The sequence below is a fragment of the Niastella koreensis GR20-10 genome (assembly GCF_000246855.1).
GTDB classification, from domain to species: Bacteria; Bacteroidota; Bacteroidia; order Chitinophagales; family Chitinophagaceae; genus Niastella; species Niastella koreensis.
Genome location: NC_016609.1, coordinates 8,976,525 through 9,002,651 on the forward strand (window position 1 = coordinate 8,976,525; position 26,127 = coordinate 9,002,651).

A 26,127-nucleotide genomic window follows, 5' to 3' on the forward strand; every position below is an offset into this window, starting at 1 on the left:
CTGAATTTCCACTTAAGGAAAACCAGTCATAGTAGTAGGTAGGAGTGTGGTAGAGCAGTAAAGATTCAAACTATCGAAGAACCCCCTTTAATCCGGTTTATCCCTGATTAATAATAAAGTTGTCCCGATAACCTCGGGATGTAATGGAGTTAGTAATTACAATGAGTAAGCGTTTGGTAATACTTGGGGCCGGCGAAAGCGGCGTAGGCACTGCCATCCTTGGCAGGAAGCAGGGGTATGATGTATTTGTATCGGACGGTGGGCCAGTTAAAGAGAAGTACCAGGAAGAGCTGAATAAGTATGGAATAGCGTGGGAAGCAAATCAACATACCGAAGAAAAGATTTTGAATGCAGATGAAGTGATGAAGAGTCCGGGCATTCCTGAAAAGAACGAGTTGGTAAAGAAGATCAGGAAAAAAGGAATACCGGTTATCAGTGAAATTGAATTTGCATATCGCTACAAAGGCAACAGTAAGATCATTGGCATTACCGGTAGTAACGGAAAAACAACTACGACGTCGCTCATGTACCACATTTGCAAAACAGCAGGGTTGGACTGTGCGCTCGTAGGAAACATCGGGTATTCATTTGCGAAACAGGTAGCGGAAGATCCAAAGCCATTGTATGTGGCCGAGATCAGCAGCTTTCAGTTAGATGATATCCAAACGTTCAGACCGGATGTAGCAATACTCACCAATATCTCAGAAGACCATTTGGATCGCTATGATTACCGGTTCGAGAATTATATACACAGTAAGTTCAGGATTGCGGAGAACCAAACAGCGCAGGACTATTTCATTTACTGTGCCGATGACCAGGTGACCATGCAATACTTAGAGAAATATTCCATCAAATCTAACCCATTACCATTCAGTATGAGTAAAGAATTACCCCAGGGCGGCTTTATCAGGAACGGACAGATGACTGTAACAGTTGACGATGAGAAGATGCAAATGAATGTGAGCGATTTTACATTAAAGGGCAAACACAACCAGAATAATACAATGGCAGCAGCATTAGGTGGTGCAACGATGGGGATCCGCAAGGAGAAGATCCGCGTAGCCGTTCAAACATTTGAGTCGCTGGCACACAGAATGGAGCCGGTGTCTACAGTGCGTGGTGTTGAATTTATCAACGACAGCAAAGCCACCAATGTGAACAGCACCTGGTTTGCGCTGGAAAGCATGGAGCGCCCTACTATTTTGATTTTGGGTGGAGTAGATAAAGGAAATGATTATTCAGTTCTGTTAGAACTCGTTCGCGAAAAAGTAAAAGCGATCGTTTGTCTGGGAACTGATAATCGCAAAATACACGAAGCATTTAAAAACGATGTACAGCTGATAGTGAATACCGGCAGTGCAGACGAAGCAGTAAAAGCGGCATTTCATTTTGCCAGTCCCGGCGATACCGTGTTGTTAAGTCCGGCCTGCGCCAGCTTCGACCTGTTCAAGAACTATGAAGATCGTGGCGATCAGTTCAAACAGGCCGTTCGCGAATTATGAATTGCAAGTAACGAAGGAGAGGGGTGAGAAGTAAGTACACTGGAAAAGACATTTCTGTTATATAGATAATGACGGGAGCAAATGACATATCGTTGAAAGGAGCCAATCTGCCTAACGGCAGCCGGGCTACCGGCGGCTTGCTGAGTAAAACCAAGGGTGATAAAGTTATCTGGGCAATAGTAGTTGTGCTGGCCCTGGTATCTATGCTGGCCGTATACAGTTCTACCGGCTTACTGGCATATAAGTATAACCGCGGCACGGAAGTATACCTGTTTAAACAGGTAATGTTTACCGCCGTTGGCCTGGGCATCATATATTTTTCGCACCGGGTAAATTATACGTTGTGGAGCAGGGTAGCGCGCATCTTATTCATGGTGTCTATACCATTATTAATATACACCTTATTTTTTGGATTGAAATTGAATGAAGGTAGCCGCTGGATCCGGTTACCTATCATCAATTTAACGTTTCAAACTTCCGATCTGGCCAAGCTGTCGCTGTTCATGTTCCTGAGCCGGCTGCTGAGCAAGAAACAGGATGTGATCAAGGATTTCAAAAAGGGATACATTCCGGTGATAATACCGGTAGGCATTGTTTGTGTGCTGATTGCCCCCGCTAACCTGTCCACTGCATTGCTCACGGGTGCTACCAGCATGTTGCTGTTATTTATAGGTCGCGTAAGCACCAAACACCTGTTGATGACCGTAGGTGTAGCTTTAATACCGGTAGCCTTACTGGTATTACTGGCCGTTGGGTTCTATGATAAAAAAGAAGAGAAATGTGCAGAGCTGCCTTTCTTCTTACATATTGCCCGCGTGCCCACCTGGATAAGCCGGGTGCAGAATTTTATATATGACAGCAAGCAGGTTGACAAAGATGAAAATTACCAGATAAACCAGTCGAAGATCGCTATTGCAAAAGGCGGACTGCTGGGACTGGGACCCGGTAACAGCCAGACGCGGAACTTTTTACCGCATCCGTATTCGGATTTCATTTTTGCCATTATCATTGAAGAGTATGGACTGGCGGGAGGCGGTTTTCTGATCTTTATCTACCTGTTATTCCTGTTAAGGAGTATCAAAATATTTAAAAAATGCCCTTATGCTTTTGGGGCATTTCTGGCGTTGGGGTTAAGCTTCACGCTGGTAATACAGGCACTGATAAATATGGCGGTTACGGTGAACCTGTTCCCCGTAACCGGGGTAACCTTACCACTGGTAAGTATGGGCGGAAGCTCCTTCCTGTTCACCTGTTTGGCCATCGGGATTATTTTAAGTGTGGCCCGCAATGTGGAGGCACTGGAAGCCCCCTCTAACTCTCCGCTGGCTAGCGGAGGAGGAAAAAAGACACCCTCCGCCAAAAAGCAAAAGGTTGATGTTGCAGAAGAGGCAGAAGTGGAAGAAGAAGTGCCAGAAGCAATCAAGAAGCCAAAAGGAACAAAGAAGAAGGAGAAAGTAGAAACTACTGAAGAGAAGGCAGCGAAGTTGGCAGCATTGAAACCACTAACGGATGTTGCCATGAGTGATTGGACGAAAGAAAGTGAGCCTAAAAAATAAAATGTGCAATGAGCGAAGTACAAAAACAATCAGTTGGTTCACATTTCCCCCCCACCGGGGGGGCCAGGGGGGGCCGGATCATCATAGCAGGCGGAGGAACGGGCGGGCATATTTTTCCCGCAGTGGCAATTGCACATGCATTGCGTAAGCTGCAACCAGGCATTGATATCCTGTTTGTGGGCGCTAAAGGAAAAATGGAAATGGAAAAAGTGCCGCAGGCGGGGTATGAAATAAAAGGACTGGATATAGCCGGTTTTAACAGAAGTTCTTTGATTAAAAATATCGGACTGCCATTTAAACTGATAAAAAGTTTCTGGCAGGTACGAAGCATCATCAAAACGTTTCAACCCGATGCCGTGATTGGTGTGGGTGGTTATTCAAGTTTTCCGGTATTGCGCTATGCGCAGGCCCAGGGAATTGCCACCTTCATTCATGAAGCCAACTCCTTCGCCGGTAAATCGAATATTATGCTGGGCAAAAAGGCCAGTAAAATATTTGTGGCTACCGACGGGATGGAAAAATTCTTTCCGGCTGAAAAGATCATGATAACGGGTAACCCGGTACGGCAGAACATTGTCAACAACATCATCAGCCGGAGTGAGGGCATTCAGTTCTTTGGGTTGGAACCGGCGAAGAAAACAGTTTTTGTTACAGGTGGTAGTCTGGGCGCCAAAGGCATTAACGAAGCGATAGATGCCGGCATTGCAGCCTTTGCACAAAACAATGTGCAGCTGATCTGGCAAACGGGGAAGCCCTATGCGGATAGAGCCAGCGCGATAGCTGTAGAAAACAAAAACATCTGGGCCAATAGTTTTATCACGCAAATGGAATATGCCTATGCTGCTGCAGATATAGTGATATCCAGATCGGGCGCCATGTCGGTAGCGGAATTATGTGTAGCCAAAAAGCCGGTGATCTTTGTACCCTTTCCGTTTGCCGCAGAAGACCATCAAACCGCCAATGCGCAAAACCTAGTAAACAAACAGGCCGGTTTAATGATAAAGGACAGTGAGGCGAAAGAGAAGTTGGTTGCTAAAGCAATTGCTCTTGCTGGTGATGAGCAGCAACAGAATATGCTGAAAGGGAATATTGCCAAGTTGGCTATTACGAATGCCGATGAGGTGGTGGCTAAGGAGATATTGAGGTTGATTAGTTAACAAGTTGACAAGTTAACAGGTTCACGATTAAAGATTCACGAAACACAATGGTTGATATAAAGGACATAAATAAAGTATACTTCTTAGGAATCGGAGGCATAGGGATGAGTGCTTTAGCCAGGTATTTCAAATTTCATGGCAAAGAAGTAAGTGGGTACGATAAAACGGAAACGCCACTTACCAAACAATTGGTGAACGAAGGTATTCCCGTGCATTATGACGATAACCTGGAGCTGGCGCCAAAAGATGCACAATTAATAGTGTATACACCGGCGATACCAAAGGGACATACCGAATTTATGTACTACCAGCAAAACAACTATCCGCTGTTAAAGCGAAGTGAAGTGCTGGGCGCCATAACAAGAAGTTCTTTTAATATCTGCGTGGCAGGCACGCATGGCAAAACGACCATCACTACCATGGTGGCGCACATTCTGCGGCACAGCGAGTATGGCTGCAACGCATTTTTAGGCGGCATTGCCGTGAATTACAACAGCAACTACTGGAGTAATGAACGCGATACCTGTGTGGTGGAAGCCGATGAGTATGACCGCAGCTTTTTACGGTTAACACCGGATGTTGCTGTGATCAGCGCTATGGATCCCGATCACCTGGACATTTACGGCACTACGGCCGCCATGGAAGACGCGTTCATTGAATTTGCCGGTAAAATAAAACCTGGTGGGGTATTGATAAGCAAATTTGGTTTGCCAAGAGGAAAGGACCTGAAAGCTCCCAACCAGCTTACCTACCATTTGAACAATACGCAGGCTGACATCTATGCCAGTAATATTCAAATGCAACATGGTACTTATGTATTTGATGTGCAGGTAAAAGACTGGAAGCTTACCAACGTGGTGTTGAATATGGGCGGCTTACACAATATAGAGAATGTGATAGCGGCCGTAGCCATCGCCCACCGCCTTGGTATATCAGACGAAAAGATAAAGGCGGCAGTGGAAGCATTCCGGGGAGTAAGAAGAAGATTTGAATATGTGATAAAAGATAAGCAAATAACATTTGTAGACGATTATGCCCATCATCCTGAGGAATTGCGGGCATTGATAACCGGGGCCAAAGGCTTGTTTGGGAATATGAAGTGTACGGTGCTGTTTCAGCCACACCTGTTCACCCGCACAAGAGACCTGGCCACTGAGTTTGCCGAAGTGCTGGATATGGCGGATGAAGTAGTGCTGTTGCCTATTTACCCGGCAAGGGAATTACCGATCCCGGGTGTAACCAGCAATACGATCCTGGATAAAATGAAAAATGATCATAAACAGGTGTTGAACAAAGAGCAGTTGTTGCAGTGGGTGAAAGAGCAGCCGGGTGGTTCATCAACCAATACCGGGAACGGTTGGTTATTGATAACTGCCGGGGCCGGCGACATAGATACCCTGGTTCAACCCATTAAGCAGATCATTGAAAAGAAATAATTGACAAAAGTGAAAAAGAAGCGCGCTATCAGAAAACCCCTACTGGCAATCTTCTGGCTGTTAATAGCAGCTGGTACTTTGGTATTGCTGGGAGCGGCTATGAAAGCGCAGAGCAATAAAACGTGCAGGGGGCAGGAGATCCGCATCGAGGGTAAAGCCAATGAATGGTTCCTCGATAAAAAAGACATCACCACCTTATTATCCAACCAGGGCAGCATCAAAGGCCGGGCGATAAAAAGTTTTGACCTGCGCCGCATGGAGAACCAGTTGAAGAGTAATGTGTGGGTGAAAGATGCAGAATTGTTCTTTGATAACAGCCGGGTATTGCAGGTGCGTGTAGAAGAGCGCGTACCCGTGGCCAGGGTATTTACAATTGCGGGCAATAGCTTTTATATTGATAGCAGCGGCGAAAAGCTGCCGCTGTCTGACAAGTTCTCGGCCCGGGTGCCCGTGGTGACCGGCTTTCCCTCAGAAAAAGATAAACTAACCGGAGCAGATAGTGTGATGATGCGGGAGATCATTAATGTAAGCAATTACCTGCTGCATGATGAATTCTGGATGGCACAGGTTTCGCAGATAGACATCCAACCCGATCGCACATTCGACATGATTCCCGTGGTAGGCAACCATATCATTGAATTTGGAGATGGTACCGATTGCGATAAAAAGTTTAAAAGGTTGCTGTTGTTTTACCAGCAGGTGTTGAGCAAAACAGGCATGGATGTGTACCAAAAGGTGAATGTACAATACGCACGACAGGTAATTGGAGTGAAGGGAACGTAAGAAGAAAGAGGTTACTCATATATTACGAAGATTGAAGAATTATATATAAGCACTCCCTATACAACAACTAAAAACAGGATAGATATGCAACACGAACAACAACCCATCATCGTCGGACTGGACATCGGTACGACAAAAATTGCCGCGATTGCCGGTCGAAAGAACGAGTTCGGCAAGCTGGAGATCCTCGGTTTCGGCCGGGCCAACTCCAACGGTGTTAAGCACGGACAGGTGCTTAATATCGACGAAACCATCAAGGCCATTACCATGGCCCTTGAAAACTGTTATGCATCAAATCCCGGTTTGGAAATATCTGAAGTATATGTTGGTATTGCAGGTCATCATATAAAAAGCCTGCAAACCCGTGGTGATATTGTGCGTCAGAACAACGACGATGAAATTTCGCAACGTGAGATCGATCAGCTGATCAATGACCAATATAAAACTTACATTCCTGCCGGTGATCAGATCATCGATGTGATACCACAGGAGTTCACAGTTGATAATTTTCAAAATATTCCTAACCCAATTGGCTATGGTGGCGTGAAAATTGGTGCTAATTTCCACATCATCACCGGCGACAAAAATGCCATCCGCAATATTACCCGTGCAGTTGATAAAAGCGGACTGAAAACAAAGGACCTGGTATTGCAACCACTGGCATCTGCCGCCGCAGTTATGGGTATAGAAGACCTGGAAGCTGGTGTAGCCATCGTTGATATTGGGGGTGGTACAACCGATCTGGCAGTGTTCTATGAAGGGATCTTAAAACATACCGCTGTTATTCCATTCGGTGGCGAGAACATTACCAACGATATTAAAACCGGTTTGGGGGTGTTGAAAACACAGGCTGAACAAATGAAAGTTCAGTTTGGAAGCGCCCTGGCCAATGAAGCCCGCAGCAATGCCTTCATTACCATTCCCGGTTTACGTGGAATGCCCGCCAAAGAGATCAGTGTAAAGAACCTGGCGAACATCATCCAGGCGCGGATGAGTGAGATCATGGATTTTGTTACTTATCATTTGAAGCAAGTTGGCCTGGATAACCGCATGCTGAATGGTGGTATCGTATTAACCGGTGGTGGTTCACAATTAAAACATCTGATTCAGTTAACAGAATATGTAACCGGTTTGAACGCCCGCATCGGTTTCCCAACAGAACACCTGGCTGCCGGGCATATTGAAGAACTGGCACGCCCAACGTATTCAACCTGTATCGGTCTTATTATGAAAGGCTACAGCGATTATGAAAATCATCGCAAGCAGTTCGAAAGCCAGTTCAGGAAAATGGAGATCCCCGAAAACCTGCGCAAGACAGAACTGGTAGAAGAAGATGCTTTTGATGAAGAGGAAGAACTGCAAACAGAAAAATTAAAGAACCGCAAGGGTATAAAAGACTTCTGGGGCAAGTTCAAAGATGGGATCATTGAGTTGTTCAAGGAAGAAGAAGATCACGCGTTATAATTAATTGATATAACAGTTCCGGCCCGCGTTACCAATCAACCTATTGAAAAAGAAAATCCGGGGAATATGAAAAATGCCAGCATTACAATGGGTAAACCATTACAATGCAAATTTGTTAAACTAACCCGTTATTCTTAATCTGGTCTCAGCAGCGAGTGAGGGTGGCTGGTGGGGCTGTTAAACAGTAAGCTATGATTCATTTTGATTTACCGAAGGAAAAATCATCTATACTAAAAGTTATAGGTGTAGGAGGTGGCGGTAGTAATGCGGTTAACCACATGTACAGCCAGCAGATCGAGGGCGTAAATTTTATCATTTGTAATACCGATGCCCAGGCTATAGCCAGAAGCCAGGTGCCTAATAAAGTGCAGTTGGGCCCTCACCTTACCCAGGGATTGGGAGCAGGAGCTAATCCTGAGATTGGCCGTCAGGCTACAGAAGAAAGCCTGGAAGAGCTGAAGCGTATTTTGGAAGTAAATACCAAAATGGCGTTTATTACTGCAGGTATGGGTGGTGGAACCGGTACCGGTGGCGCCCCTATTATAGCCAAAATATGTAAAGATTTAGGTATACTTACTGTAGGTATTGTAACTACCCCCTTTTCATACGAAGGCCCCAAGCGCCAGGCGCAGGCCGAAAATGGTATCAGGCAACTGAAACAGTCGGTTGATACCCTGCTGGTGATAAGCAACGACAAACTGCGTCACCAGTTTGGTAACCTGAAAATGAAAGACGCCTTTTCCAAAGCCGATAATGTATTGTCAACCGCCGCCAGATGTATTACAGATGTAATTAACAGCACCGGTCAGATCAACGTTGACTTTGCCGACGTATGTACCATTATGCGTAACGGTGGGGTGGCTATTCTTGGTAGTGCTCAAACAAGGGGTGAAGACCGCGCCATCCGTTGTATCGAAGAAGCGCTGAATTCACCATTGCTGAATGATAATGACATCCGTGGCGCCAAATGGATCCTGATCAATATCAATTCTTCCGAAGGCGACCATGAGTTCACGATGGATGAGGTGGAGATCATTCAAAATTATTTATTAAGCCAGGCCGGGGAAGATACCGACGTGATACTGGGTATGGGATATGATAATACCCTGGGTGATAAAATAGGTATTACCCTGATAGCCACTGGTTTTGAACATAAAGACCCTTTTAAGAAAGCCACACCTGTAGTGGAGCCAAAGAAGGATGAAAAGATCCTGCTTTCCTTAAACCAACAACCGGAAAAACCAAAAAAGCAACAGCCGGTTGTTGAACAGCAGGGAGAGAAAGGTGATCTTGAGATCAAACCTGAACTGGCGCCCCGGTTGGTCGATGGCGATGCTACCGTTACCGAACCAACGATGGAACTTTATACGCAGGAAGAAGTTGGTAAAAATACTGTGGATAAAAATGAAACGCCGGAAAGGATCGAATGGGTACTTTCGCAACCATCCGACCCTGTGCCAACTACACAACAACAAGCACAAAAAAATCAAAATAATTCTTCGGTGTCTGCAGCATCCGGAGGATACTTGGCCAAGCCTTCCAATATTTATGCAGAGCCGAAAACAAACGAATCCAAACCAGAACAGTTACCTGTGAAGGAACCTGTCAGAAACACCAGTGCAAAACCGGTCCAGGAAGATGATGATTCCAATGACCTGCATCTGGTTTTCAAAGATGATATTTCAGCGACGGATGTGCCTGGGGCCTACCATTCTCAACCCCCTGTTAGTGGCGGCAATATTTCTGCAGAGGACCTGGCGATGCTAGACGAAGCAGAAGAACAAAAACGCCGAGCTGCCGAACGAATACAGAAATTAAGAAATCTGTCGTTCAACATTAACGGAGCAGACCCTAACAACGAGTTTGAAACTGTGCCGGCATACATCCGCCGCAATTTGGAATTGTATAACACTTTTTCAAGCGTAGAAAACTTCTACAGCAAGTATGAAGTGAAAACCGATGAAAATAATAATACCCAGATTTCCACGCTGAACACGTTTTTAGATGGAAAGAAACCGGATTAATGATAGTTGTTTAGTATCCTGTCCCGCCCAACGTGCTACCTGTTTATATTGAGAGTAAAGGTTCATTGAACAGGGGTACCGGGTTTAAATCGATTGTTTTAACACAGCGATTGTTGTTTTTAGTTGTAGTCCCCCCGACTAATCGGGGGGATTTTTTATTAATATTGAATATCGAATGATGAATATTGAATGTTGAAGGGAAGGCGGGGAAAACCCTTTCACGTTTCACGACTTGCATCTTGTATCCGATTCAACTCCTAACTTTGTACCATGGCAACAATCCTAATCACCGGCGGAACAGGCACAATAGGCAAAAGCCTGAGTAAATTCTTAGTGGAAAAACAACACGAAGTAATTATTCTCACCCGTAATCCCCGGCCGGCAACAGGCGCCATTTCTTACGCCGCCTGGGACCCCGCCAATCAGACCATTGATATTGATGCGTTGCAAAAAGCAGATTTTATCATTAACCTGGCAGGGGCCGGTGTAGCCGATAAACGCTGGACCAAAAAACGCAAACAGGAAATTGTTGACAGCCGCGTGCAAAGCGGCCAGGTGTTGGTAAAAGCCATGCAACAAAATACCAATAAAGTGCAGGCTGTTATCAGCATAAGCGGTATTGGCTGGTATGGCGATGATAAGAAGAGAAACCCCTCGCAAAAATTCTTTAGTGAAGGCGATCCTGCTGATCCTGGTTTCCTGGGTGATACCTGTGTTAAATGGGAAAACGCCATTAAACCGGTAACTGCCCTGAATAAACGCCTGGTTATCTTCCGCACCGGTATTGTATTAAGCAATGAAGGCGGAGCCCTGGCAGAATTTCAAAAGCCCATCAAGGCCGGTCTTGCTACCTTATTTGGCAATGGTGAACAGGTTACCAGCTGGATCCATATCGATGATGTATGCCGCTTGTTCTTGTATGCCATAGAAAAAGAAAGAGTAAGAGGTGAATACAATGTAGTGGCGCCGGAACCGGTAACCAATAAACACCTGATGCTTACCCTGGCTAAAAAAATGAAAGGGAAGTTTTTTATTCCTGTCTATGTACCTTCTTTTGTATTGAAACTGGTGTTAGGTGAATTGAGTATAGAGATCCTGAAAAGCGCCCGGGTAAGCTGTGAAAAGATAAAAAGCGGCGGCTTCCAGTTTTTATTTCCAACCCTGGAAGTGGCGCTCGATGACCTGCTGAAAAAATAACTACATATCGTCTGTCTGGAATTTCTTGATCGTTATAAACAGGTACGCTGCCAGGTATACAACAGAGGTAATAAATACAGCGGTATAATTGGGTTCAGTAGCCAATAGTTTCTTAGCCAATCCCTGAATATACGGGAACGGCACCATAATATCGGTTGTTTCCAATGGCAAATACCGGCCGGTATAGTTGGCGAACTTGTTTAAGACCATTACAAGAATCTGTTCCAACACGGTGGAGTACGCGAAGAACACGCCAATGGCGAGCGCGCCTCTTTTAAATAAAACTCCCATCAGCAAGGCTACCATAATATAACTCATCGCCTGAAACAGGTAATACCCTATATAAGAGAATCCTTCAAAGCTGAACGAAGCGTCGCCCGACATAAAACCAAAGATAGTAGCGGTGATGACTACCGTAACGGTAGAGATAACAGCAAGCACCGCTGCAAACAGGATCTTGGAAGTAATGAATTGCCGGCGCGTTAAGCCATCGATGACGTTCTGCCGGTGGGTTTTAAAACTGTATTCGTTGGTTACAGTAAGGATCATGATCAACCCGGGAATGAACAACAGCCAGCTGCTTACATGCGCCGCTGCCTGCCAAACTGTTGGGAAGGAGTAGGGTGGGTTGCCCAGCACCATGGCTGCAATACCTTTTGCCTGCCTTTCATCATAGATGTACACCTGAATACGGTATATAATATAGTTAGCGCCAAAGATGGTGGCCAGGTAAATGCAAAACAGGATCCAGAAAGCACGATAGTTCTTCAGCTTCATCCATTCCAATGCTAATAATTGCCCCATGTTATTTAGTGTTTTGCGTCAATTCAAAGAATTTGGTTTCCAGGCTTTTTTTGCGAAGCCGCAGGTGTTGAAGCGTTACACCCTGTTCAAAACAATACCGGTTCAATGCATCCAGCGAGGCGACGCCCGGGGGGAAGATCAGTTCAACATACGGATCGTTCGCCGTTACTTTTTTGGCGCCGGGGTAATGTTGCAATATGCTTTGCAATTGCTGCATATCGGCGGCGGCGGTTTCTACAATTTCATCGGTGATCAGGATCTCATCCACATGCCCATGGGTAAGTAGCGTGCCTTTTTGCAGAATGGCTACATGGGTGCAAACTTTCTCTACTTCATCCAGCAGGTGGCTGGCCATGATAATGGTTTTGCCAGCCTTGTACAGCTTTTTAATCAGTTCCCGGGTTTCGGCAATACCTACGGGATCGAGGCCATTGGTGGGTTCATCAAAGATAAGCACATCGGGGTCGCCGAGCAGACTGCTGGCAATGGCCAGCCGTTGTTTCATACCCAGTGAATAGGTGCTGAATTTCGAGAACTTGCGTTGTTCCAGGTTCACCAGTTCCAGCACCCGGTCAATGTCTGCTTTGCCCCGTTGTTTTATGGTGGCGGCTATATTTAAATTTTGTACTGCGTTCAGGTAGTGATAAAAATTGGGTGTTTCCAGCAGGGTACCTATTTGTTGGCGGTGCGCATGCGTGGGCGCCTCATCAAACAGTTTAAACGAACCGGAGCTGGCTTTTAAAACATTCAGGATAATGCCCAGCAGGGTCGTTTTTCCGCTGCCGTTAGGCCCCAGGATACCGAAGACCGATCCTTTGGGAACGGAAAAGGAAACCCCATTTAATGCCTGGATAGGGCCGTAGTTTTTATGTAGATTCTCAACGGTAAGAATTGCCATGTTTACCTGTTTAACGGGTGTTGAAAGTATGTCGCAGTAGTCAGTTAAATATTACCTGTGGATAGCAGAAATAATCAGGTATTTATTTAGCCGGGGGTGTATGCTTTTCATGATACAGGCTGGTAAAATCGCCCACCACCGCTTTTCCATTGTTGAAGAACAGTTTGTGCAATTTTAAGTCCCCCACATCGCTGGCCAGCACTTTACGGTGAACGGGGTTCATGGTGCCGCCATTGGTATTATCGCCGGCCAAGGCTTGGGGATTGTATTGAAAAGACGGGTCAACTATGGTGCCGCGGGGATACATAATGCCGGGAATGCCCTTTCCCCTGATGTCGAGTTTATTGGGGTGAACCAGTCCTAAGGTGTGCCCATATTCATGGGGCGCCGTAGTGGAAGTTTGTAAAAGATTATCCAGTTTAAAATAACCGGTATTGCTGCCAATGCCATCAACAAATGAGATGTTGCCATTGGCATATTCTTCAATACGAAAAAAATTATAGCGGGGGTTATCGTTGTACCATACCTTTTCGGGATTAAGGCCCGGCTCGTAAATGCCATCAATTTCAAATTGAACGGTATACACCTCGCCCTGGATCTTTACCTGGGCCTGGGGTTCATTCCAGTGTTTGCCAATGTCGTTGGCAATTTGCCAGGAAAGATCTTTACTGGCTGCCTCTCCGTAAAAGAAGATCACAGAATGAATGATGAGCTGATTGGTGATTGTATGTAGTTCAGCCTCTCCCATTATAGGTGCATAAGTTATTTAATGAATGACTACTGATCAATAGTGAAAGGGCAGAGGGAAGAACTTGTCAACGTGTTAACTCGTAAATTCACCACCAATTTAAATAAAAAAGGCGCTCCGATGGATCGGAACGCCTAATTTTCTCATGTGACGCCTAGATTTGTTATCAATTGCGGATCGGCTTTCCGCCCTTTAAAACGCTTTGAATTCTTTCCAGGGTTTTCTTCTCTCCGCAAAGTGAAAGAAAAGCTTCCCTTTCAAGATCCAGTAAATATTTTTCAGATACCAAAGTCGGTTCGCTTAAATCGCCTCCGCACATAACGTACGCCAGTTTTTTGGCTACTGTTACATCGTGATCGGTTGCGTAGTTGGCCCGCCACATGCCATTGATACCGGCATATAAAGCTCCCAGCGCCGAACGGCCCAGTACCTTTATATCGGCACGTTGTACCGGGGTAACATACCCACTGTCGAACAGTTCGATCACACTCTTTTTGGCTTCAGCTATACGACGGCCCTGGTTCATTACTATTTCGTCTTTTCCTTTACGTAAAATGCCCAGTTCAAATCCTTCTGCGGCTGAGGTAGCCACTTTGGCCGTTGCTATGGTAAGAAATCGGTTTTTAAGCGTAATGGTGTCCGGTTCATCTTCATGCATTTCATCGGCTGCGCGTAATACAAATTCTTTGGTACCGCCTCCGCCGGGGATAAGGCCCACACCTAATTCAACCAACCCGATATAGGTTTCTGCGGCAGCACACACTTTGTCGGCATGCAAGCTCATTTCACAGGCGCCACCCAAAGCCAGGGCGTGAGGCGCCACTACTACCGGAACCGAGGAATAACGTACCCTCATCATGGTATTCTGGAACATCCGGATAGCCATATCCAGCTCGTCATATTCCTGCTCTATAGCAAACATAAAAATCATGCCTACATTGGCGCCTGCGCTAAAGTTGGGGCCTTCGTTGGCAATAACCAGTCCTTTATATTGCTCTTCTGCTTTTGCAATTGATTTTTGAATGGCTTCTATTACTTCGCCACCCATGCTCCCCATTTTGGTGTACCATTCCAGTCCTAACACATCATCGCCCAAATGGTAGAGTCGGCAGTTGCTGTTTTTCCATACAGTTTGGTTCTCAAAATTTTTCATCACTATAAATGCATTGCCGCCAGGCAGTGATTTATAGGATTTTGAGGCCACATCGTAATACAGCCGCTTGCCATTTTCAACTTTATAGAAGCTTTTTACGCCGGCTGCCAGCATTTCGTTTACCCAGGGGGCAACAGCATAACTGGCTTCCTTCATTTTCTTAACTGTGCCCTCAACACCCAGTACATCCCAGCTTTCAAAGGCGCCAATTTCCCAGCCAAAACCGGCCATCATGGCGTCGTCAACGCGATAAATCTCGTCAGAGATCTCGGGTATACGGTGCGAGATATACGAAAACAGCCCGTAATGAAAATGACGATAGAATTCACCCGCTTTATCGGTTCCGGCAACCAACGCCTTCAACCTTGTGTTAAGGTCGTCGATGGGTTTGGCCGCTTCAACCGTTGCAAATTTTGCTTTGGCGCGGGGTTTATATTCAAATGTTTTTAGATCGAGGGTAAATATCTCCTTTTCGCCTTTCTCCCCTTTCTTCTTGGAGAAAAAGCCCTGTCCGGTTTTATCGCCCAGCTGGTTGCTGGTTACCATTTTCTCTAACCAGGCAGGGATGATAAACGTATCCCGGTGCTCATCGTTGGGACAGTTATCGTACACGCCTTTGGCAACTTTTACCAGGGTATCAATACCCACTACATCGGCTGTTCTGAAAGTGGCCGATTTGGGACGGCCAATGATGGGACCGGTCAGCGCATCCACTTCGTCGATGGTGAGGCCCATTTTATCAACCAGGCCAAAGATGGCCATGATGCCATATACGCCAATGCGGTTGGCAATGAATGCAGGCGTGTCCTTACACAACACGGTGGTTTTACCTAAATACAGGTCGCCATATTGCATCAGGAAATCAACAACGGCTGCATCAGTATATGGTGTTGGAATTATTTCGAGTAACCGTAAATACCGGGGAGGGTTGAAAAAGTGGGTTCCGCAGAAGTGTTTTTTGAAGTCATCGCTCCGGCCTTCGGCCATCAGGTGAATAGGAATACCTGATGTATTGGAGGTGATAAGTGTGCCCGGCGTGCGGTATCGCTCTACTTCTGCAAAAATCTGTTGTTTAATATCAAGTCTTTCTACCACTACCTCTATTATCCAGTCGCACCCGGTAATATCCTTCATATTATCGGTGAAATTACCGGTGGTGATCTTCTTCACCACATCTTTGGTGTAAACAGGAGAAGGGTTACTTTTTAAAGCAGCTTGCAGTGCATCGTTAACCAGTTTATTACGGGCGGCCTTGTTATTACTTTCCACAGCTTCCTTCGGCACTATGTCTAATAACAACACCTGTACGCCGGCGCCTGCAAAATGACAGGCTATGCGCGATCCCATAACTCCACTGCCCAAAACGGCTACTTTTTTAATGATTCGTTTAGTCATAAAAAAATAGTTAGCTAAACAACTATTTCCAAAGATAACGATTTATACGAACCAACCAAGAGCTTTTTATAAATTAGCCAATTCATAAGAGCCGGTGCGTTTGGTAAGTATTTGTATAAGTTATTGGCTCTCCGTTTAAAAATTGCCATAAACATGCGTAACGATGCGCTTAAAATTTTTACCGCAGGGGTACGGGCAGTACAACCGCAATATTTATTACCCAGGCATATGCGCTGGCAGCACGACCAACTGCAGTTGGGCGACCGGCTTTTTAACAAGCCTGATATAAATAAAGTATATGTTATAGGGGCCGGTAAGGCCAGCGCTGCCATGGCCCGGGAAACGGAAACCATCCTCGGCAGCCGCATAGATGCAGGTATTATTGTTACAAAATACGAACACAGTTTTCCCCTAAAGACCATTCAATGTATTGAGGCGGCGCATCCGGTGCCTGATGATAACAGTGTACTGGCCGGCCGGGAAATGATAAGGCTGCTGAAAAATGCTGATGAAAAAGATGTAGTGATCGCTTTAATAAGCGGGGGCGCTTCGGCCCTGCTGGTTGATTGTCCGCCCGGTATTTTGTTGAGTGAGCTGCAGGTTGTTTTTAACAAGCTGTTACAATCGGGGGCTAATATTGAAGAAATGAATACGGTGCGGAAGCATTTATCGGCCGGGATAAAGGGCGGACAGTTGATGCGTACCGCCTGGCCCGCCACGGTGGTTAGTTTTATTTTAAGCGATGTAATTGGCGATCCATTGGATAGTATTGCCAGCGGGCCCACTGTTGCCGACCGCAGCACTTTTGCCGATGCCTGGGAAATATTGCGTAAATACCGGTTGGTGGATAAACTACCGGTGAGTATTATCCGTTGGCTGCAATCGGGGTTGAACGCAGCAGTGGCAGAAACACCCAAGCCGGATGATCCTGTTTTTACAAAGAGTTTTAATTACCTCATTGGCACCAATCGCGTGGCGCTGGATGCCGCCGCCGCTATGGCCCGGGAGTTACATTATACGCCGGTAATTATTACCGATTGCCTGCAAGGGGAGGCACGCGATAAAGCCAGGGAGCTGGTAGCCTATGTTCAACAATTTGCGGGACCACGTCCCGCTTGTTTATTATTGGGAGGCGAAACAACCGTTACTATCAAAAACCCAGGTAAGGGGGGGCGCAACCAGGAGTTTGCGCTGGCAGCCATGGTTGCGTTGCAACAGGCTTACCCGGATACCGATCAAATACCGGTTATACTCAGCGCCGGCACCGATGGTACCGATGGCCCTACCAATGCCGCGGGAGCCGTAGTTGATAAAGGCGTGCTGCAACTGGCCGCCCAACGGGCACTGCTATCTGAAAAGTATTTAGAACAAAACGATTCCTGGAATTTCTTTAATCAAACCAACGGGCTTATTATAACGGGGCCTACGCATACTAATGTAATGGATATTGTTGTGGTGCTTATTCCTTAGGGAAATGCAAGGTTGATAGCGTTGATAAAGGAAGAGGTTGACGGGTTGAAATGTTGACAGGTTAACACGGAATACAAAATAAAGAGGCCCAGGCGGTAATAAACTACCTGGGCCTTTTTATGAGCGTTGTTATTAGGTTTGTAGGGTATTAAGTTCGTGGGTTGCCGGAACTCAAGAACCTAATAACTTAAGAACTTACGAGCCTGCCTCTTCCAGCCTCGAAAGCTGAACTTAAAACCCTGAACCTTCAACTTTAAGCTTTCAACCTTAAACTTTTAACTATTTTGTCCTCCCTGATAAACAGCACTCCAATCGATCTCAGGATCTTTTTTAATTAATTCCAGCATATGACGTTTCAACAGATCGCCTAAAGGCATATTTTGGTTTACCTGGCTGGCTTGTGATAATACCAGGTTCAGGTCTTTCAAGCCCATGGGTGCACTAAAGGCGGCCGGTTTAAATTGCTGACCTGTTATGATCTTACTGTAGCCCTGATAAATGGGGCTGTTGAAAATTGTTTGTGCGAAGAAGTTCCACATTTTAGCAGCATCCACCCCACTGTTGCTGGCCAGGGCAGCGCTTTCGCCAATAGCCTCCAGGGCGGCGGCAATAGTAAAGTTGCCACACAATTTAACCGTGTTGGCAGCTGTGATGTTGTCGCCAAAATCCCATACGCCGGCGCCACCGGCATCTTTTAATAACTGTTCAAATTGCTGACGCAGGTTGGCATCACCCGATACCACAAAATTCAGCTTGTGGGCACGCGCAGCTTCGGGCCGGCCAAATACGGGTGTTGCCAGGTAATGAGATCCATTTTGTGTATGCAGTTGGCTCAGTGCTGATGCGGTGAGTGGTAAAATGGTGCTCATGCTCAAATGCACGCCGCCGGGCTGCATGTTATGTACCAATCCATCAGCGCCTTCCGTGATCGTTTTTAACGCTTTATCATCCGATACCATAGTGATGATGACCGCACATGCCGCTGCCAGTGCTTTTACCGATCCTACTTCAATAGCGCCTTTGTCAACCAATGGCTTTGTTTTGGAGGCAGTACGGTTGTATACATACAATTCATGTCCGCTTGCCAGGATGTTTTCTGCTACGGGAGTTCCCAGGTTGCCCAGTCCGATAAATCCGATTTTCATAAACTAGTATTTAAATAAAGAACCCACTTGCTTTGCCATTGCGCAAAACAAGTGGGGCACAATGGTGAATAAACTATTTAACTCACTGAAGAACCGTTGTCGATAGCATCGATGGGGTTTACAAAATGCAGTTTGCCTGCTTTGTCTTCCGCCATCAATATCATGCCATTGCTTTCAATACCACGCATTTTGCGGGGCGCCAGGTTGGCTACCACCACCACCTGTTTGCCGGTGATGTTTTCGGGTTGAAAATGCTCGGCAATACCCGATACAATGGTACGGGTTTCAAAACCCAGGTCAACCTGCAGCTTTAACAGCTTGTCGGCCTTTGGCACTTTTTCCGCAGCCACAATGGTGCCTACCCGAAGATCGAGTTTGGCGAAATCGTCGTACACGATCTGTTCTTTCAATGCATCAGGTTGTGCGTCGACTGCTTTGATGGCTTCCTTTTGTGCTTCGGTTGGTTGCGCTGGTTTAACCAGACCTGCTTTTAATTTGGTAACCTGTGCTTCAATCTCGGCATCTTCAATTTTACGGAACAGCAATTCAGGCGCCCGTAAGCTATAACCCACACTCAGCAATTTTGTTTTACCCGCGTTCTCCCAATCCAGCATTTTTTCCACCACCTTCATTTTGTGCAGCATTTTTTTGGCAGTGCTGGGTAGAAACGGATTGATCAGGATCGCCAGGTTAGCGGTCAGCTGTAAACAAATATGTATGCAATTATCGATCAGTTTTTGTGCTTCAGGATCTTGTTCCAGGCGTTTGGCAACAATCCAGGGTTCTTTTTCCTGCATGTATTTATTGCCTTTTCTCGCCAGGTCGATTACCTCGGATAATGCATCGCGGAACTTGAAGGCCTCAATATTCTCTTCTACTTTTGCTTTGGCAACTTCAAATTCGGCCAACAAGGTTTTGTCCGCGTCATCCATTATATCTGCATGCAAAGGTGGCACCTTGCCCCCACACAATTTATGCATGAGTACCAATGCCCGGTTCTCGAAGTTTCCGAAAACATCACTCAACTCGCCTTTTACCCTTGCCTGAAAATCTTTCCAGGTAAAGTCATTGTCTTTCGTTTCCGGCGCGTTGGCACACAAAACATATCGTAACATATCTTCACAACCAGGAAAATCTTTTATGTATTCGTGCACCCAAACCGCCCAGTTGCGGCTGGTGCTTACTTTATCGCCTTCAATGTTCAGGAATTCGTTGGCGGGCACATTATCGGGCAGTACAAATCCGCCGTGCGCTTTTAACATCGCCGGGAAAATAATACAGTGGAAAACGATATTATCCTTTCCAATAAAGTGAACCAGTTTGGTGTCTTCCTTGCACCAGTAATCGGCCCATTCTTCGGTTAATTCCTTGGTGGCGGAAATATAGCCGATGGGTGCGTCGAACCATACGTACAGGACTTTGCCTTCGGTATCGGGCAGGGGCACTTTTACCCCCCAGCTGCTGTCGCGCGTCATGGCGCGGCTTTGCAGGCCACTGTCGAGCCAGCTTTTACACTGACCGTATACGTTGTTCTTCCATTCGGTATGTCCTTCCAGGATCCAGCCTTTCAGCCATTCCTCATAGTTCTGCAGGGGGAAATACCAGTGTTTGGTTTTCCGTTTTACCGGCACGGCATCGCTGAGGGTGCTACGCGGATGGATCAATTGTTCGGGGCTTAATGAAGAACCGCAACGTTCGCACTGATCGCCATATGCATTGGGGTTGGCACAAATAGGACAGGTGCCGGTAATATAGCGGTCGGCCAGGAACGTATTGGTTTTTTCATCATAGAATTGTTCGGTCTCTTTTTCCTCAAACAACCCGTCGTCGTACAGCTTTTTGAAAAAAGCAGCTGCCGTTTCGTGGTGAACGGGGTTGCTGGTGCGGGAATAGATATCGAAAGAAATGCCCATTTGTTCAAAGCTTTCCTTGATCTGGGCATGGTACTTATCTACAATCTGTTGCGGGCTAACGCCTTCTTTCATGGCGCGGATGGTAATAGGAACCCCATGTTCATCACTGCCACCAATGAATTTGATATCTCTTTTCTGCGCCCGTTGGTAACGCACGTAAATATCAGCCGGTAAATAGCAGCCTGCCAGGTGACCGATATGCACCGGACCATTGGCGTACGGCAGGGCCGCTGTGACTAAATAGCGCTTAAAATTGCTCATTTTGTTAATCGTCTTTAGAATTCTTGACTATCTGCCCTGGCGCCCGCCGTCTCTGCCGGTTGGCGGATAAGGCGGGTGACAGGGGATTGCAAAAATAACTAATTACTGATTAACCACTCCCATCTTGTCGAAACGCAGCCAGGTTTGGCTGATCTTTGAGCCTGGCCGGGAATTACTGGTTTGGGAGCTGTTTATAGGTCGAAGCGTGATGGTGTACAATTTCTCCTGCCGGGCATCGGGCACCATTTCCAATTGCAGCTGATAGGTGGGGTTGTTGAAATACAGTTTTACCTGCTCATTTTCGGGAGTGGCCTGTTTAAACTGGAAGTTGTAAAGGGCCACCTGGTTTACTATGTTGGTATAAAAAGAAGCATTGCTGGTGGTGTACACCAGTTTCAGCCCCGATGGGTCGTTTACCTGGTACAGTTCGGCCATTGTTGGGGCATCGGGTGTTTTACCTGTTTTAAAACTCCATTTTGCTTTGCTCACTAACCCATCGATCTTAGCATATTCTGCAAAGTAACCCATGGGCGACAGGTACTGGCCCACCCATTCAACCGAAGGGGCTTCCATTACCTGCAATAATTCTTTCAAGCCTACATTTTGGGCAAAGCAAGGGTGGTAACCTGCCAGCAGGCAGATCAATACTAATTGTTTCATGACTGTGTTTTTAGATTATTGTTTTTGAGAGGAGATAAGCGGTTGTAGTTTTTGTTTGAATTGCTCAGGAGTGGTAGGGGTAAAAATCAGGTCGCTTATAAGAGTATCAGAGGTGGTAAAAGGGTGTATGTTCGATACTACTTTGTCGGCGGTTACTGCAACGGTTACCAATATAGCTGATTCACCAGCAGGTACCTGTGGAAAATAATCTTTCTGGCCGCTCCAATAAACGCCCTGGACTATAGATTTATTTTTTGTAAATACCAGTAAACAAACATGATTGCCGGCGGTTGCACCTTTATCGATGTTCACAGTAACATTTACTTTGGGCCGGGGATCGTTCATGAACCTGTCGCAATTGAACCAGCCAAAATTGCTGATTGTAAAACTATAGGTTTGGGCTAATCTTGATTGCTGTGCGTTATAAAAGGAATCTTCCTTTAGCTCCCTGTCATACCTGGCACTATCCGATTCTCCGGTATTTTTTATACGTACAACCTTAACCGTATCATACACCGGTATGGAGTCAATTACAAGTTGTTCGTTTTTATATGTCCTTTTGGGAGCGCGTTTTATTTTTATTACATCATAATAACTGCCAAAGCGTTCTTTTAACCGGTCCGTTAATTCTGATTTAGGAATGTCTATACCACGCGACACATAAAACCTGGCCGTTGTTTTTTTACCATAACTTACGTTATAAGGTTCTACTTTTTTCAGGTTTAGTTCATAGCCTTTTGGGTTGTCATGGAAATTGAGGTTATTATGTAACGGACCCACCGGCAGCCAGTTCAGATTGGTACTGTTTTCATTAGTCTGCGGTTGTTCCTGACCGGCAAACAATTGCATGCTATCGTCATAATTGTTGGTGGGTATATTGACGGTGATGGCTTTTTGCGGAGCTATAACAACAGGCTGGCCATCCTGTTCGGCGCTTATATGCACCATACCACCTGTGATCAACTGTTGGCCGTTTGAGGTGGTAGTTAGTTTGGCGGCTATGATGTCTTCATACTTATAATATTCGCGCACTATAATTTTTACCGGTCCTGCTTTGTTTATTAACGTATGGGCAGGAACAAACAACCGCGTGCCTTCCTTAGCTACCAGGGTAGTATCGCGATCGGTGTTGATATAAAACTCCTGTGTTGGTTTTTCCAGTTGTTGAAAGAATGATTGCAGTAGTTGGGTGGCATCGGGGCTTGAGCTTTCTACCGTATCATTTCCCTTATTGGATACAACCGGGGCGGCAGGTACCGCGCTAATGAGTATTGGGCCCTGTTCATGTACAGGAACTTTGTTCCGGGCTGCTGTTGGTTGAAACGACAATTCACTTATGGTATCAGACAGGTCAAGTGGCTTATACTTAATGGCAGGCCGATAATTGGAGTCGGTGTTCGTACTTGCCTGCCGGGTTGTATTTTTAACTACCGTTGTTTGTTTTTTAGTGGGTGTAGTTATTTTCTTCTTACCATGCCTGAACGGATTGATGGCTACAAGCAGTACTACTACCGCAATTATCCATAGACCCAGTGACCGGGTGATGTGCGTATTGCCAGGGGGAAATTTGCCAGGGTCACCACCAGGTTTGTTCAATTGGGTTTTAAATTGCTGCCAGTTCGCTTCTACAGGAAGGTTATCTGGCGAAAACGCTTCTTCCTTTTGGCGGAAAAAATCATCGATATGTTGGTTGTCAGATAACATTGGAGTAGATTTCTTTTTTCAACAGATTTTCCAGTTTGTGTTTCAGCAGGCGGCGTGCTTCGTTCAGGTGCCATTTTGAGGTACCGCCTGAAATACCCAGCAATTGTCCTATTTCTTCATGTTTATAACCATCCAGTACAAACAGGTTAAAAACCAGGGCGGTGTTCCGGGGCAGTTCCTGCAGCAGGCCCATGACATCCCGGGCCGAAAGCCGTTCGTAAATGTCGGGGTTAAGTGAAAAACGCTCATCGGGCACCTGGTCAATAGAGCTATGGGTGAATTTTGCCTGCCGCCGGCAATGATCGATGCAGGTATTTACAACAATGCGCCGAACCCAGCCCATAAAATCGCCCCGGCCTTCAAATTGTTGCAAGGTTTTAAACACTTTCAACATGGCTTCGTTGAAGATGGCCGCTGCTTCATCCAGGTCCGTTGCATAACGAATGCACAGTTTGAACATACCGGCATGGCAAGCGCGATACAGTTCCTCCTGGCTTTGCGGGTTTTGTTGTTTACAGCCTTGTATAATAGTATTCCAGTGCAATTGGTAAAGGGTTTTTTGCAGGCCCCCTATATTAAGACGAAACAGTAGGTTGAAAAGGTTGGGAAAAAAGGAAAATTCAGTAAAATGCTATTTAAGCAGCCAGTAACAAAGACCAATCCAAACGGCTGCAAAAAACACAATAGCCAAAATGTCGTTAGAAATTTCAGAAAAGCGTTTTTTACGAACAGCCATTTGATAAACTATCCAGCCTACAAAGGCTATGGTAATAAACACTGCCTGAATAAGACGAACGTACATGGCAGTAAAAATAATATTTAGAATTGTTGTCTCATAGAACTTTCCGGTATATTTAAATATCATATTCAGTACATGAACCGTAAGCATTTTTTATCTTCTTTCCTGGTGGCCGGTTTGCCCTTACCCGGCTGGTCTGTGTGGAATAATGAGGGAGATGACGACGCCCCGGCGGCCATTTTACCCCGTTATTTAAAACCCGGCGATACCATCGGTATTACCTGTCCGGCCGGATTTATTACCCAGCCCGAAATACAACCCGCCATGCTGCAGATGATAGAGTGGGGGTTTAATATCAAGGTAGGGGACACCGTGGGAAAACAGGATTTTACTTTTGGCGGAACCGATGAAGAACGGGCGCGCGATTTTCAGCAAATGCTCGACGACCCCAAGGTAAAAGCCATTATGTGTGCCCGTGGGGGCTATGGCTTTGTTCGCATCATAGATAAATTGAATTTTTCCAAACTGATTGAACATCCCAAGTGGATCATCGGCTTTAGCGACATTACCGTGTTGCACTGTCACCTGAACCGGAATTACGGCATTGCTTCCCTCCACTCCAAAATGTGCAACAGTTTTCCCGACGACTGGAATAAAGCCGAACCCATTCAAATTGAAACCATCCTGTCGATAAAACAAGCCCTTACCGGGCAAAAAATGAAGTATACCACGCCGGTAAATCCCCTGAATAAACCGGGTAAGGCCGAGGGCGCATTGGTGGGCGGTAACCTTAAATTGATTGAAACGCTGGCCGGCACAAAGTCTGACCTGCACACCGCCAACAAGATCCTGTTTGTAGAAGATACCGGCGAATACCTGTACAGTATAGACCGCATGTTCTGGAACCTGAAACGTACCGGGAAGCTGGAAAAACTGGCCGGACTGATCGTGGGCGGGTTCAAGATAAAACCCGATGATCCCGGTGAGGAGTTTGGGCGAAACATTGAGGATATTGTGCTGGAGAAAGTGAAAGAATACAAATATCCCGTCTGCTTCGACTTCCCCGTTGGCCACCAGCGGAACAATTATGCGTTAAAATGCGGGGTAAAACACCGGTTTACCGTTTCTAATGAAGAGGTAATGCTGCAGGAAATTTAAGGGTAAAATGGTTTGCTTATTTTTGCGCATTCGTAATAATTACAACAATGGTAAAAGTTCCTCCTTATTTAAAGCCGGGTGATACAATAGCATTGGTTTGTCCTTCAGGGTATATGTCCTTAGAAAAAGCGCAAACCTGTATCGATGTATTAAAAGAATGGGGCTATAAGGTAAAAGTGGGCACTACGGTTGGCAGCCATTCCACCAATTACTTCTCAGGTACCGACGAGGAACGATTGATAAATTTTCAACAGATCCTCGACGACGATTCCGTGAATGCGGTATTGTGTGCCCGGGGAGGATATGGACTAAGCCGCATCATCGATCACATTAGTTTCAGGAAATTTAAGAAACACCCTAAATGGATAATAGGGTTTAGCGATATAACCGTTCTGCTTTCCCATATTTATACAAATTTTGAGATTGCTACCATGCACGCACCAATGGCCGGCGCCTTTAACAACGATGGTTACAGGAACGGGTATGTGCAATCGTTGAAAAACGTGATGGAAGGCAAAAATATTAAGTATGAAGTGCCCGGCCATGAGTTTAACCGGAAGGGTGAGGGTATTGGCGAACTGGTTGGGGGTAACCTGGCCATGCTGGCGCATATGGTGGGTACGCCTTCCGATATAAAAACAAAGGGAAGAATATTGTTCCTGGAAGATGTGGGCGAATACCTGTACAATATCGATCGGATGATGCATCAGTTAAAACGCAGCGGCAAGCTCGACAAACTGGCAGGACTGATCATCGGCGGGTTTAGCGATACCAAGGATACCGAGCGGCCATTCGGGCAAAATGTATATGAGATCATTCGAGATATAGTGAAGGAGTACGATTATCCGGTTTGTTTTGGTTTTCCCGTGAGTCATGAAAAAGAGAACTATGCGCTGAAAGTGGGGGTTGGTTATAAATTGAAGGTGGGGAAGTCGAAGACGGTGTTGATAGGTTGACACG

At 45.9% G+C, this 26,127-nt stretch carries 20 protein-coding genes; 11 read left to right on the forward strand and 9 right to left on the reverse strand.

Going from position 1 to position 26,127, the window contains the following annotated elements:
- Window positions 1–143 precede the first annotated feature (143 nt).
- From murD to NIAKO_RS36050, 8 genes are all read left to right on the forward strand, one after another.
- Window positions 144–1,502, forward strand: a complete 1,359-nt coding sequence (gene murD / locus NIAKO_RS36015; RefSeq protein WP_014223446.1) for a UDP-N-acetylmuramoyl-L-alanine--D-glutamate ligase — start codon at window positions 144–146, stop codon at window positions 1,500–1,502.
- Between the two features lie 68 nt (window positions 1,503–1,570).
- A complete protein-coding gene (locus NIAKO_RS36020; protein ID WP_014223447.1) occupies window positions 1,571–3,058 on the forward strand; it encodes an FtsW/RodA/SpoVE family cell cycle protein in 1,488 nt (495 codons plus the stop codon).
- Between the two features lie 8 nt (window positions 3,059–3,066).
- On the forward strand, window positions 3,067–4,215 hold the full coding sequence (gene murG / locus NIAKO_RS36025; protein ID WP_014223448.1) for an undecaprenyldiphospho-muramoylpentapeptide beta-N-acetylglucosaminyltransferase: 1,149 nt from the start codon (window positions 3,067–3,069) through the stop codon (window positions 4,213–4,215).
- A 47-nt stretch (window positions 4,216–4,262) separates the two neighbouring features.
- Entirely contained in the window at window positions 4,263–5,651 is a 1,389-nt protein-coding gene (murC, locus tag NIAKO_RS36030; protein WP_014223449.1) for a UDP-N-acetylmuramate--L-alanine ligase, read from the forward strand.
- A 9-nt stretch (window positions 5,652–5,660) separates the two neighbouring features.
- Window positions 5,661–6,434 (forward strand): cell division protein FtsQ/DivIB, encoded by a 774-nt coding sequence (locus NIAKO_RS36035; RefSeq protein WP_133055246.1) that lies wholly within the window; start codon window positions 5,661–5,663, stop codon window positions 6,432–6,434.
- An 84-nt stretch (window positions 6,435–6,518) separates the two neighbouring features.
- Window positions 6,519–7,898: a cell division protein FtsA gene (gene ftsA, locus NIAKO_RS36040; RefSeq protein ID WP_014223451.1), complete on the forward strand. Its 1,380-nt coding sequence runs from the start codon at window positions 6,519–6,521 to the stop codon at window positions 7,896–7,898.
- Between the two features lie 191 nt (window positions 7,899–8,089).
- Window positions 8,090–9,922 carry a cell division protein FtsZ gene (ftsZ, locus tag NIAKO_RS36045; RefSeq protein ID WP_014223452.1) on the forward strand — a complete coding sequence of 611 codons (1,833 nt, stop codon included), beginning with the start codon at window positions 8,090–8,092 and terminating at the stop codon, window positions 9,920–9,922.
- Window positions 9,923–10,192: 270 nt separating this feature from the next.
- Window positions 10,193–11,119, forward strand: coding sequence for a TIGR01777 family oxidoreductase (locus NIAKO_RS36050; RefSeq protein ID WP_014223453.1), 927 nt, complete (start codon window positions 10,193–10,195; stop codon window positions 11,117–11,119).
- On the opposite strand, the gene NIAKO_RS36055 is transcribed toward NIAKO_RS36050, so the two are convergent.
- The 4 genes from NIAKO_RS36055 to NIAKO_RS36070 form a co-directional block, all read right to left on the reverse strand.
- Window positions 11,120–11,923 carry an ABC transporter permease gene (locus NIAKO_RS36055; RefSeq protein ID WP_014223454.1) on the reverse strand — a complete coding sequence of 268 codons (804 nt, stop codon included), beginning with the start codon at window positions 11,921–11,923 and terminating at the stop codon, window positions 11,120–11,122.
- 1 nt (window position 11,924) lies between these two features.
- Window positions 11,925–12,821, reverse strand: a complete 897-nt coding sequence (locus tag NIAKO_RS36060; protein ID WP_014223455.1) for an ABC transporter ATP-binding protein — start codon at window positions 12,819–12,821, stop codon at window positions 11,925–11,927.
- 82 nt (window positions 12,822–12,903) lie between these two features.
- Window positions 12,904–13,569, reverse strand: coding sequence for a hypothetical protein (locus NIAKO_RS36065; protein ID WP_014223456.1), 666 nt, complete (start codon window positions 13,567–13,569; stop codon window positions 12,904–12,906).
- Window positions 13,570–13,735: 166 nt separating this feature from the next.
- Entirely contained in the window at window positions 13,736–16,117 is a 2,382-nt protein-coding gene (locus NIAKO_RS36070) for a 3-hydroxyacyl-CoA dehydrogenase/enoyl-CoA hydratase family protein (RefSeq protein ID WP_014223457.1), read from the reverse strand.
- A gap of 153 nt (window positions 16,118–16,270) precedes the next feature.
- On the opposite strand from NIAKO_RS36070, the gene NIAKO_RS36075 reads away from it, so the two are divergent.
- Window positions 16,271–17,587, forward strand: coding sequence for a glycerate kinase type-2 family protein (locus NIAKO_RS36075; protein ID WP_014223458.1), 1,317 nt, complete (start codon window positions 16,271–16,273; stop codon window positions 17,585–17,587).
- A gap of 275 nt (window positions 17,588–17,862) precedes the next feature.
- On the opposite strand, the gene NIAKO_RS36080 is transcribed toward NIAKO_RS36075, so the two are convergent.
- The 5 genes from NIAKO_RS36080 to NIAKO_RS36100 all read right to left on the reverse strand — a co-directional run bounded on the left by NIAKO_RS36080 (window position 17,863) and on the right by NIAKO_RS36100 (window position 23,814).
- The gene (locus NIAKO_RS36080; RefSeq protein ID WP_014223459.1) at window positions 17,863–18,732 is read right to left on the reverse strand and encodes an NAD(P)-dependent oxidoreductase; all 870 of its coding nucleotides are present in this window, start codon (window positions 18,730–18,732) and stop codon (window positions 17,863–17,865) included.
- 77 nt (window positions 18,733–18,809) lie between these two features.
- Window positions 18,810–20,906, reverse strand: coding sequence for a methionine--tRNA ligase (gene metG, locus NIAKO_RS36085; protein WP_014223460.1), 2,097 nt, complete (start codon window positions 20,904–20,906; stop codon window positions 18,810–18,812).
- A 102-nt stretch (window positions 20,907–21,008) separates the two neighbouring features.
- Window positions 21,009–21,566, reverse strand: a complete 558-nt coding sequence (locus NIAKO_RS36090; RefSeq protein WP_014223461.1) for a hypothetical protein — start codon at window positions 21,564–21,566, stop codon at window positions 21,009–21,011.
- A 15-nt stretch (window positions 21,567–21,581) separates the two neighbouring features.
- Entirely contained in the window at window positions 21,582–23,270 is a 1,689-nt protein-coding gene (locus NIAKO_RS36095; RefSeq protein WP_014223462.1) for a hypothetical protein, read from the reverse strand.
- Window positions 23,260–23,814, reverse strand: a complete 555-nt coding sequence (locus NIAKO_RS36100; protein ID WP_014223463.1) for an RNA polymerase sigma factor — start codon at window positions 23,812–23,814, stop codon at window positions 23,260–23,262. The genes NIAKO_RS36095 and NIAKO_RS36100 overlap by 11 nt, the downstream gene beginning before the upstream one ends.
- Window positions 23,815–24,144: 330 nt before the next feature.
- Here NIAKO_RS36100 and NIAKO_RS36110 point away from each other — a divergent pair, with 330 nt between their 5' ends.
- The gene (locus tag NIAKO_RS36110) at window positions 24,145–25,167 is read left to right on the forward strand and encodes a S66 peptidase family protein (protein ID WP_014223465.1); all 1,023 of its coding nucleotides are present in this window, start codon (window positions 24,145–24,147) and stop codon (window positions 25,165–25,167) included.
- Window positions 25,168–25,214: 47 nt separating this feature from the next.
- A complete protein-coding gene (locus NIAKO_RS36115) occupies window positions 25,215–26,123 on the forward strand; it encodes a S66 peptidase family protein (RefSeq protein WP_014223466.1) in 909 nt (302 codons plus the stop codon).
- Window positions 26,124–26,127: the final 4 nt, after the last annotated feature.

Bases quoted from the DNA above. Each gene is read 5' to 3' on its own strand.
- murD (WP_014223446.1), top strand. From the start codon at position 144: ATGGAGTTAGTAATTACAATGAGTAAGCGTTTGGTAATACTTGGGGCC.
- NIAKO_RS36020 (WP_014223447.1), top strand. From the start codon at position 1,571: ATGACGGGAGCAAATGACATATCGTTGAAAGGAGCCAATCTGCCTAAC.
- murG (WP_014223448.1), top strand. From the start codon at position 3,067: ATGAGCGAAGTACAAAAACAATCAGTTGGTTCACATTTCCCCCCCACC.
- murC (WP_014223449.1), top strand. From the start codon at position 4,263: ATGGTTGATATAAAGGACATAAATAAAGTATACTTCTTAGGAATCGGA.
- ftsA (WP_014223451.1), top strand. From the start codon at position 6,519: ATGCAACACGAACAACAACCCATCATCGTCGGACTGGACATCGGTACG.
- ftsZ (WP_014223452.1), top strand. From the start codon at position 8,090: ATGATTCATTTTGATTTACCGAAGGAAAAATCATCTATACTAAAAGTT.
- NIAKO_RS36050 (WP_014223453.1), top strand. From the start codon at position 10,193: ATGGCAACAATCCTAATCACCGGCGGAACAGGCACAATAGGCAAAAGC.
- NIAKO_RS36055 (WP_014223454.1), bottom strand. From the start codon at position 11,923: ATGGGGCAATTATTAGCATTGGAATGGATGAAGCTGAAGAACTATCGT.
- NIAKO_RS36060 (WP_014223455.1), bottom strand. From the start codon at position 12,821: ATGGCAATTCTTACCGTTGAGAATCTACATAAAAACTACGGCCCTATC.
- NIAKO_RS36065 (WP_014223456.1), bottom strand. From the start codon at position 13,569: ATGGGAGAGGCTGAACTACATACAATCACCAATCAGCTCATCATTCAT.
- NIAKO_RS36070 (WP_014223457.1), bottom strand. From the start codon at position 16,117: ATGACTAAACGAATCATTAAAAAAGTAGCCGTTTTGGGCAGTGGAGTT.
- NIAKO_RS36075 (WP_014223458.1), top strand. From the start codon at position 16,271: ATGCGTAACGATGCGCTTAAAATTTTTACCGCAGGGGTACGGGCAGTA.
- NIAKO_RS36080 (WP_014223459.1), bottom strand. From the start codon at position 18,732: ATGAAAATCGGATTTATCGGACTGGGCAACCTGGGAACTCCCGTAGCA.
- metG (WP_014223460.1), bottom strand. From the start codon at position 20,906: ATGAGCAATTTTAAGCGCTATTTAGTCACAGCGGCCCTGCCGTACGCC.
- NIAKO_RS36090 (WP_014223461.1), bottom strand. From the start codon at position 21,566: ATGAAACAATTAGTATTGATCTGCCTGCTGGCAGGTTACCACCCTTGC.
- NIAKO_RS36095 (WP_014223462.1), bottom strand. From the start codon at position 23,270: ATGTTATCTGACAACCAACATATCGATGATTTTTTCCGCCAAAAGGAA.
- NIAKO_RS36110 (WP_014223465.1), top strand. From the start codon at position 24,145: ATGAACCGTAAGCATTTTTTATCTTCTTTCCTGGTGGCCGGTTTGCCC.
- NIAKO_RS36115 (WP_014223466.1), top strand. From the start codon at position 25,215: ATGGTAAAAGTTCCTCCTTATTTAAAGCCGGGTGATACAATAGCATTG.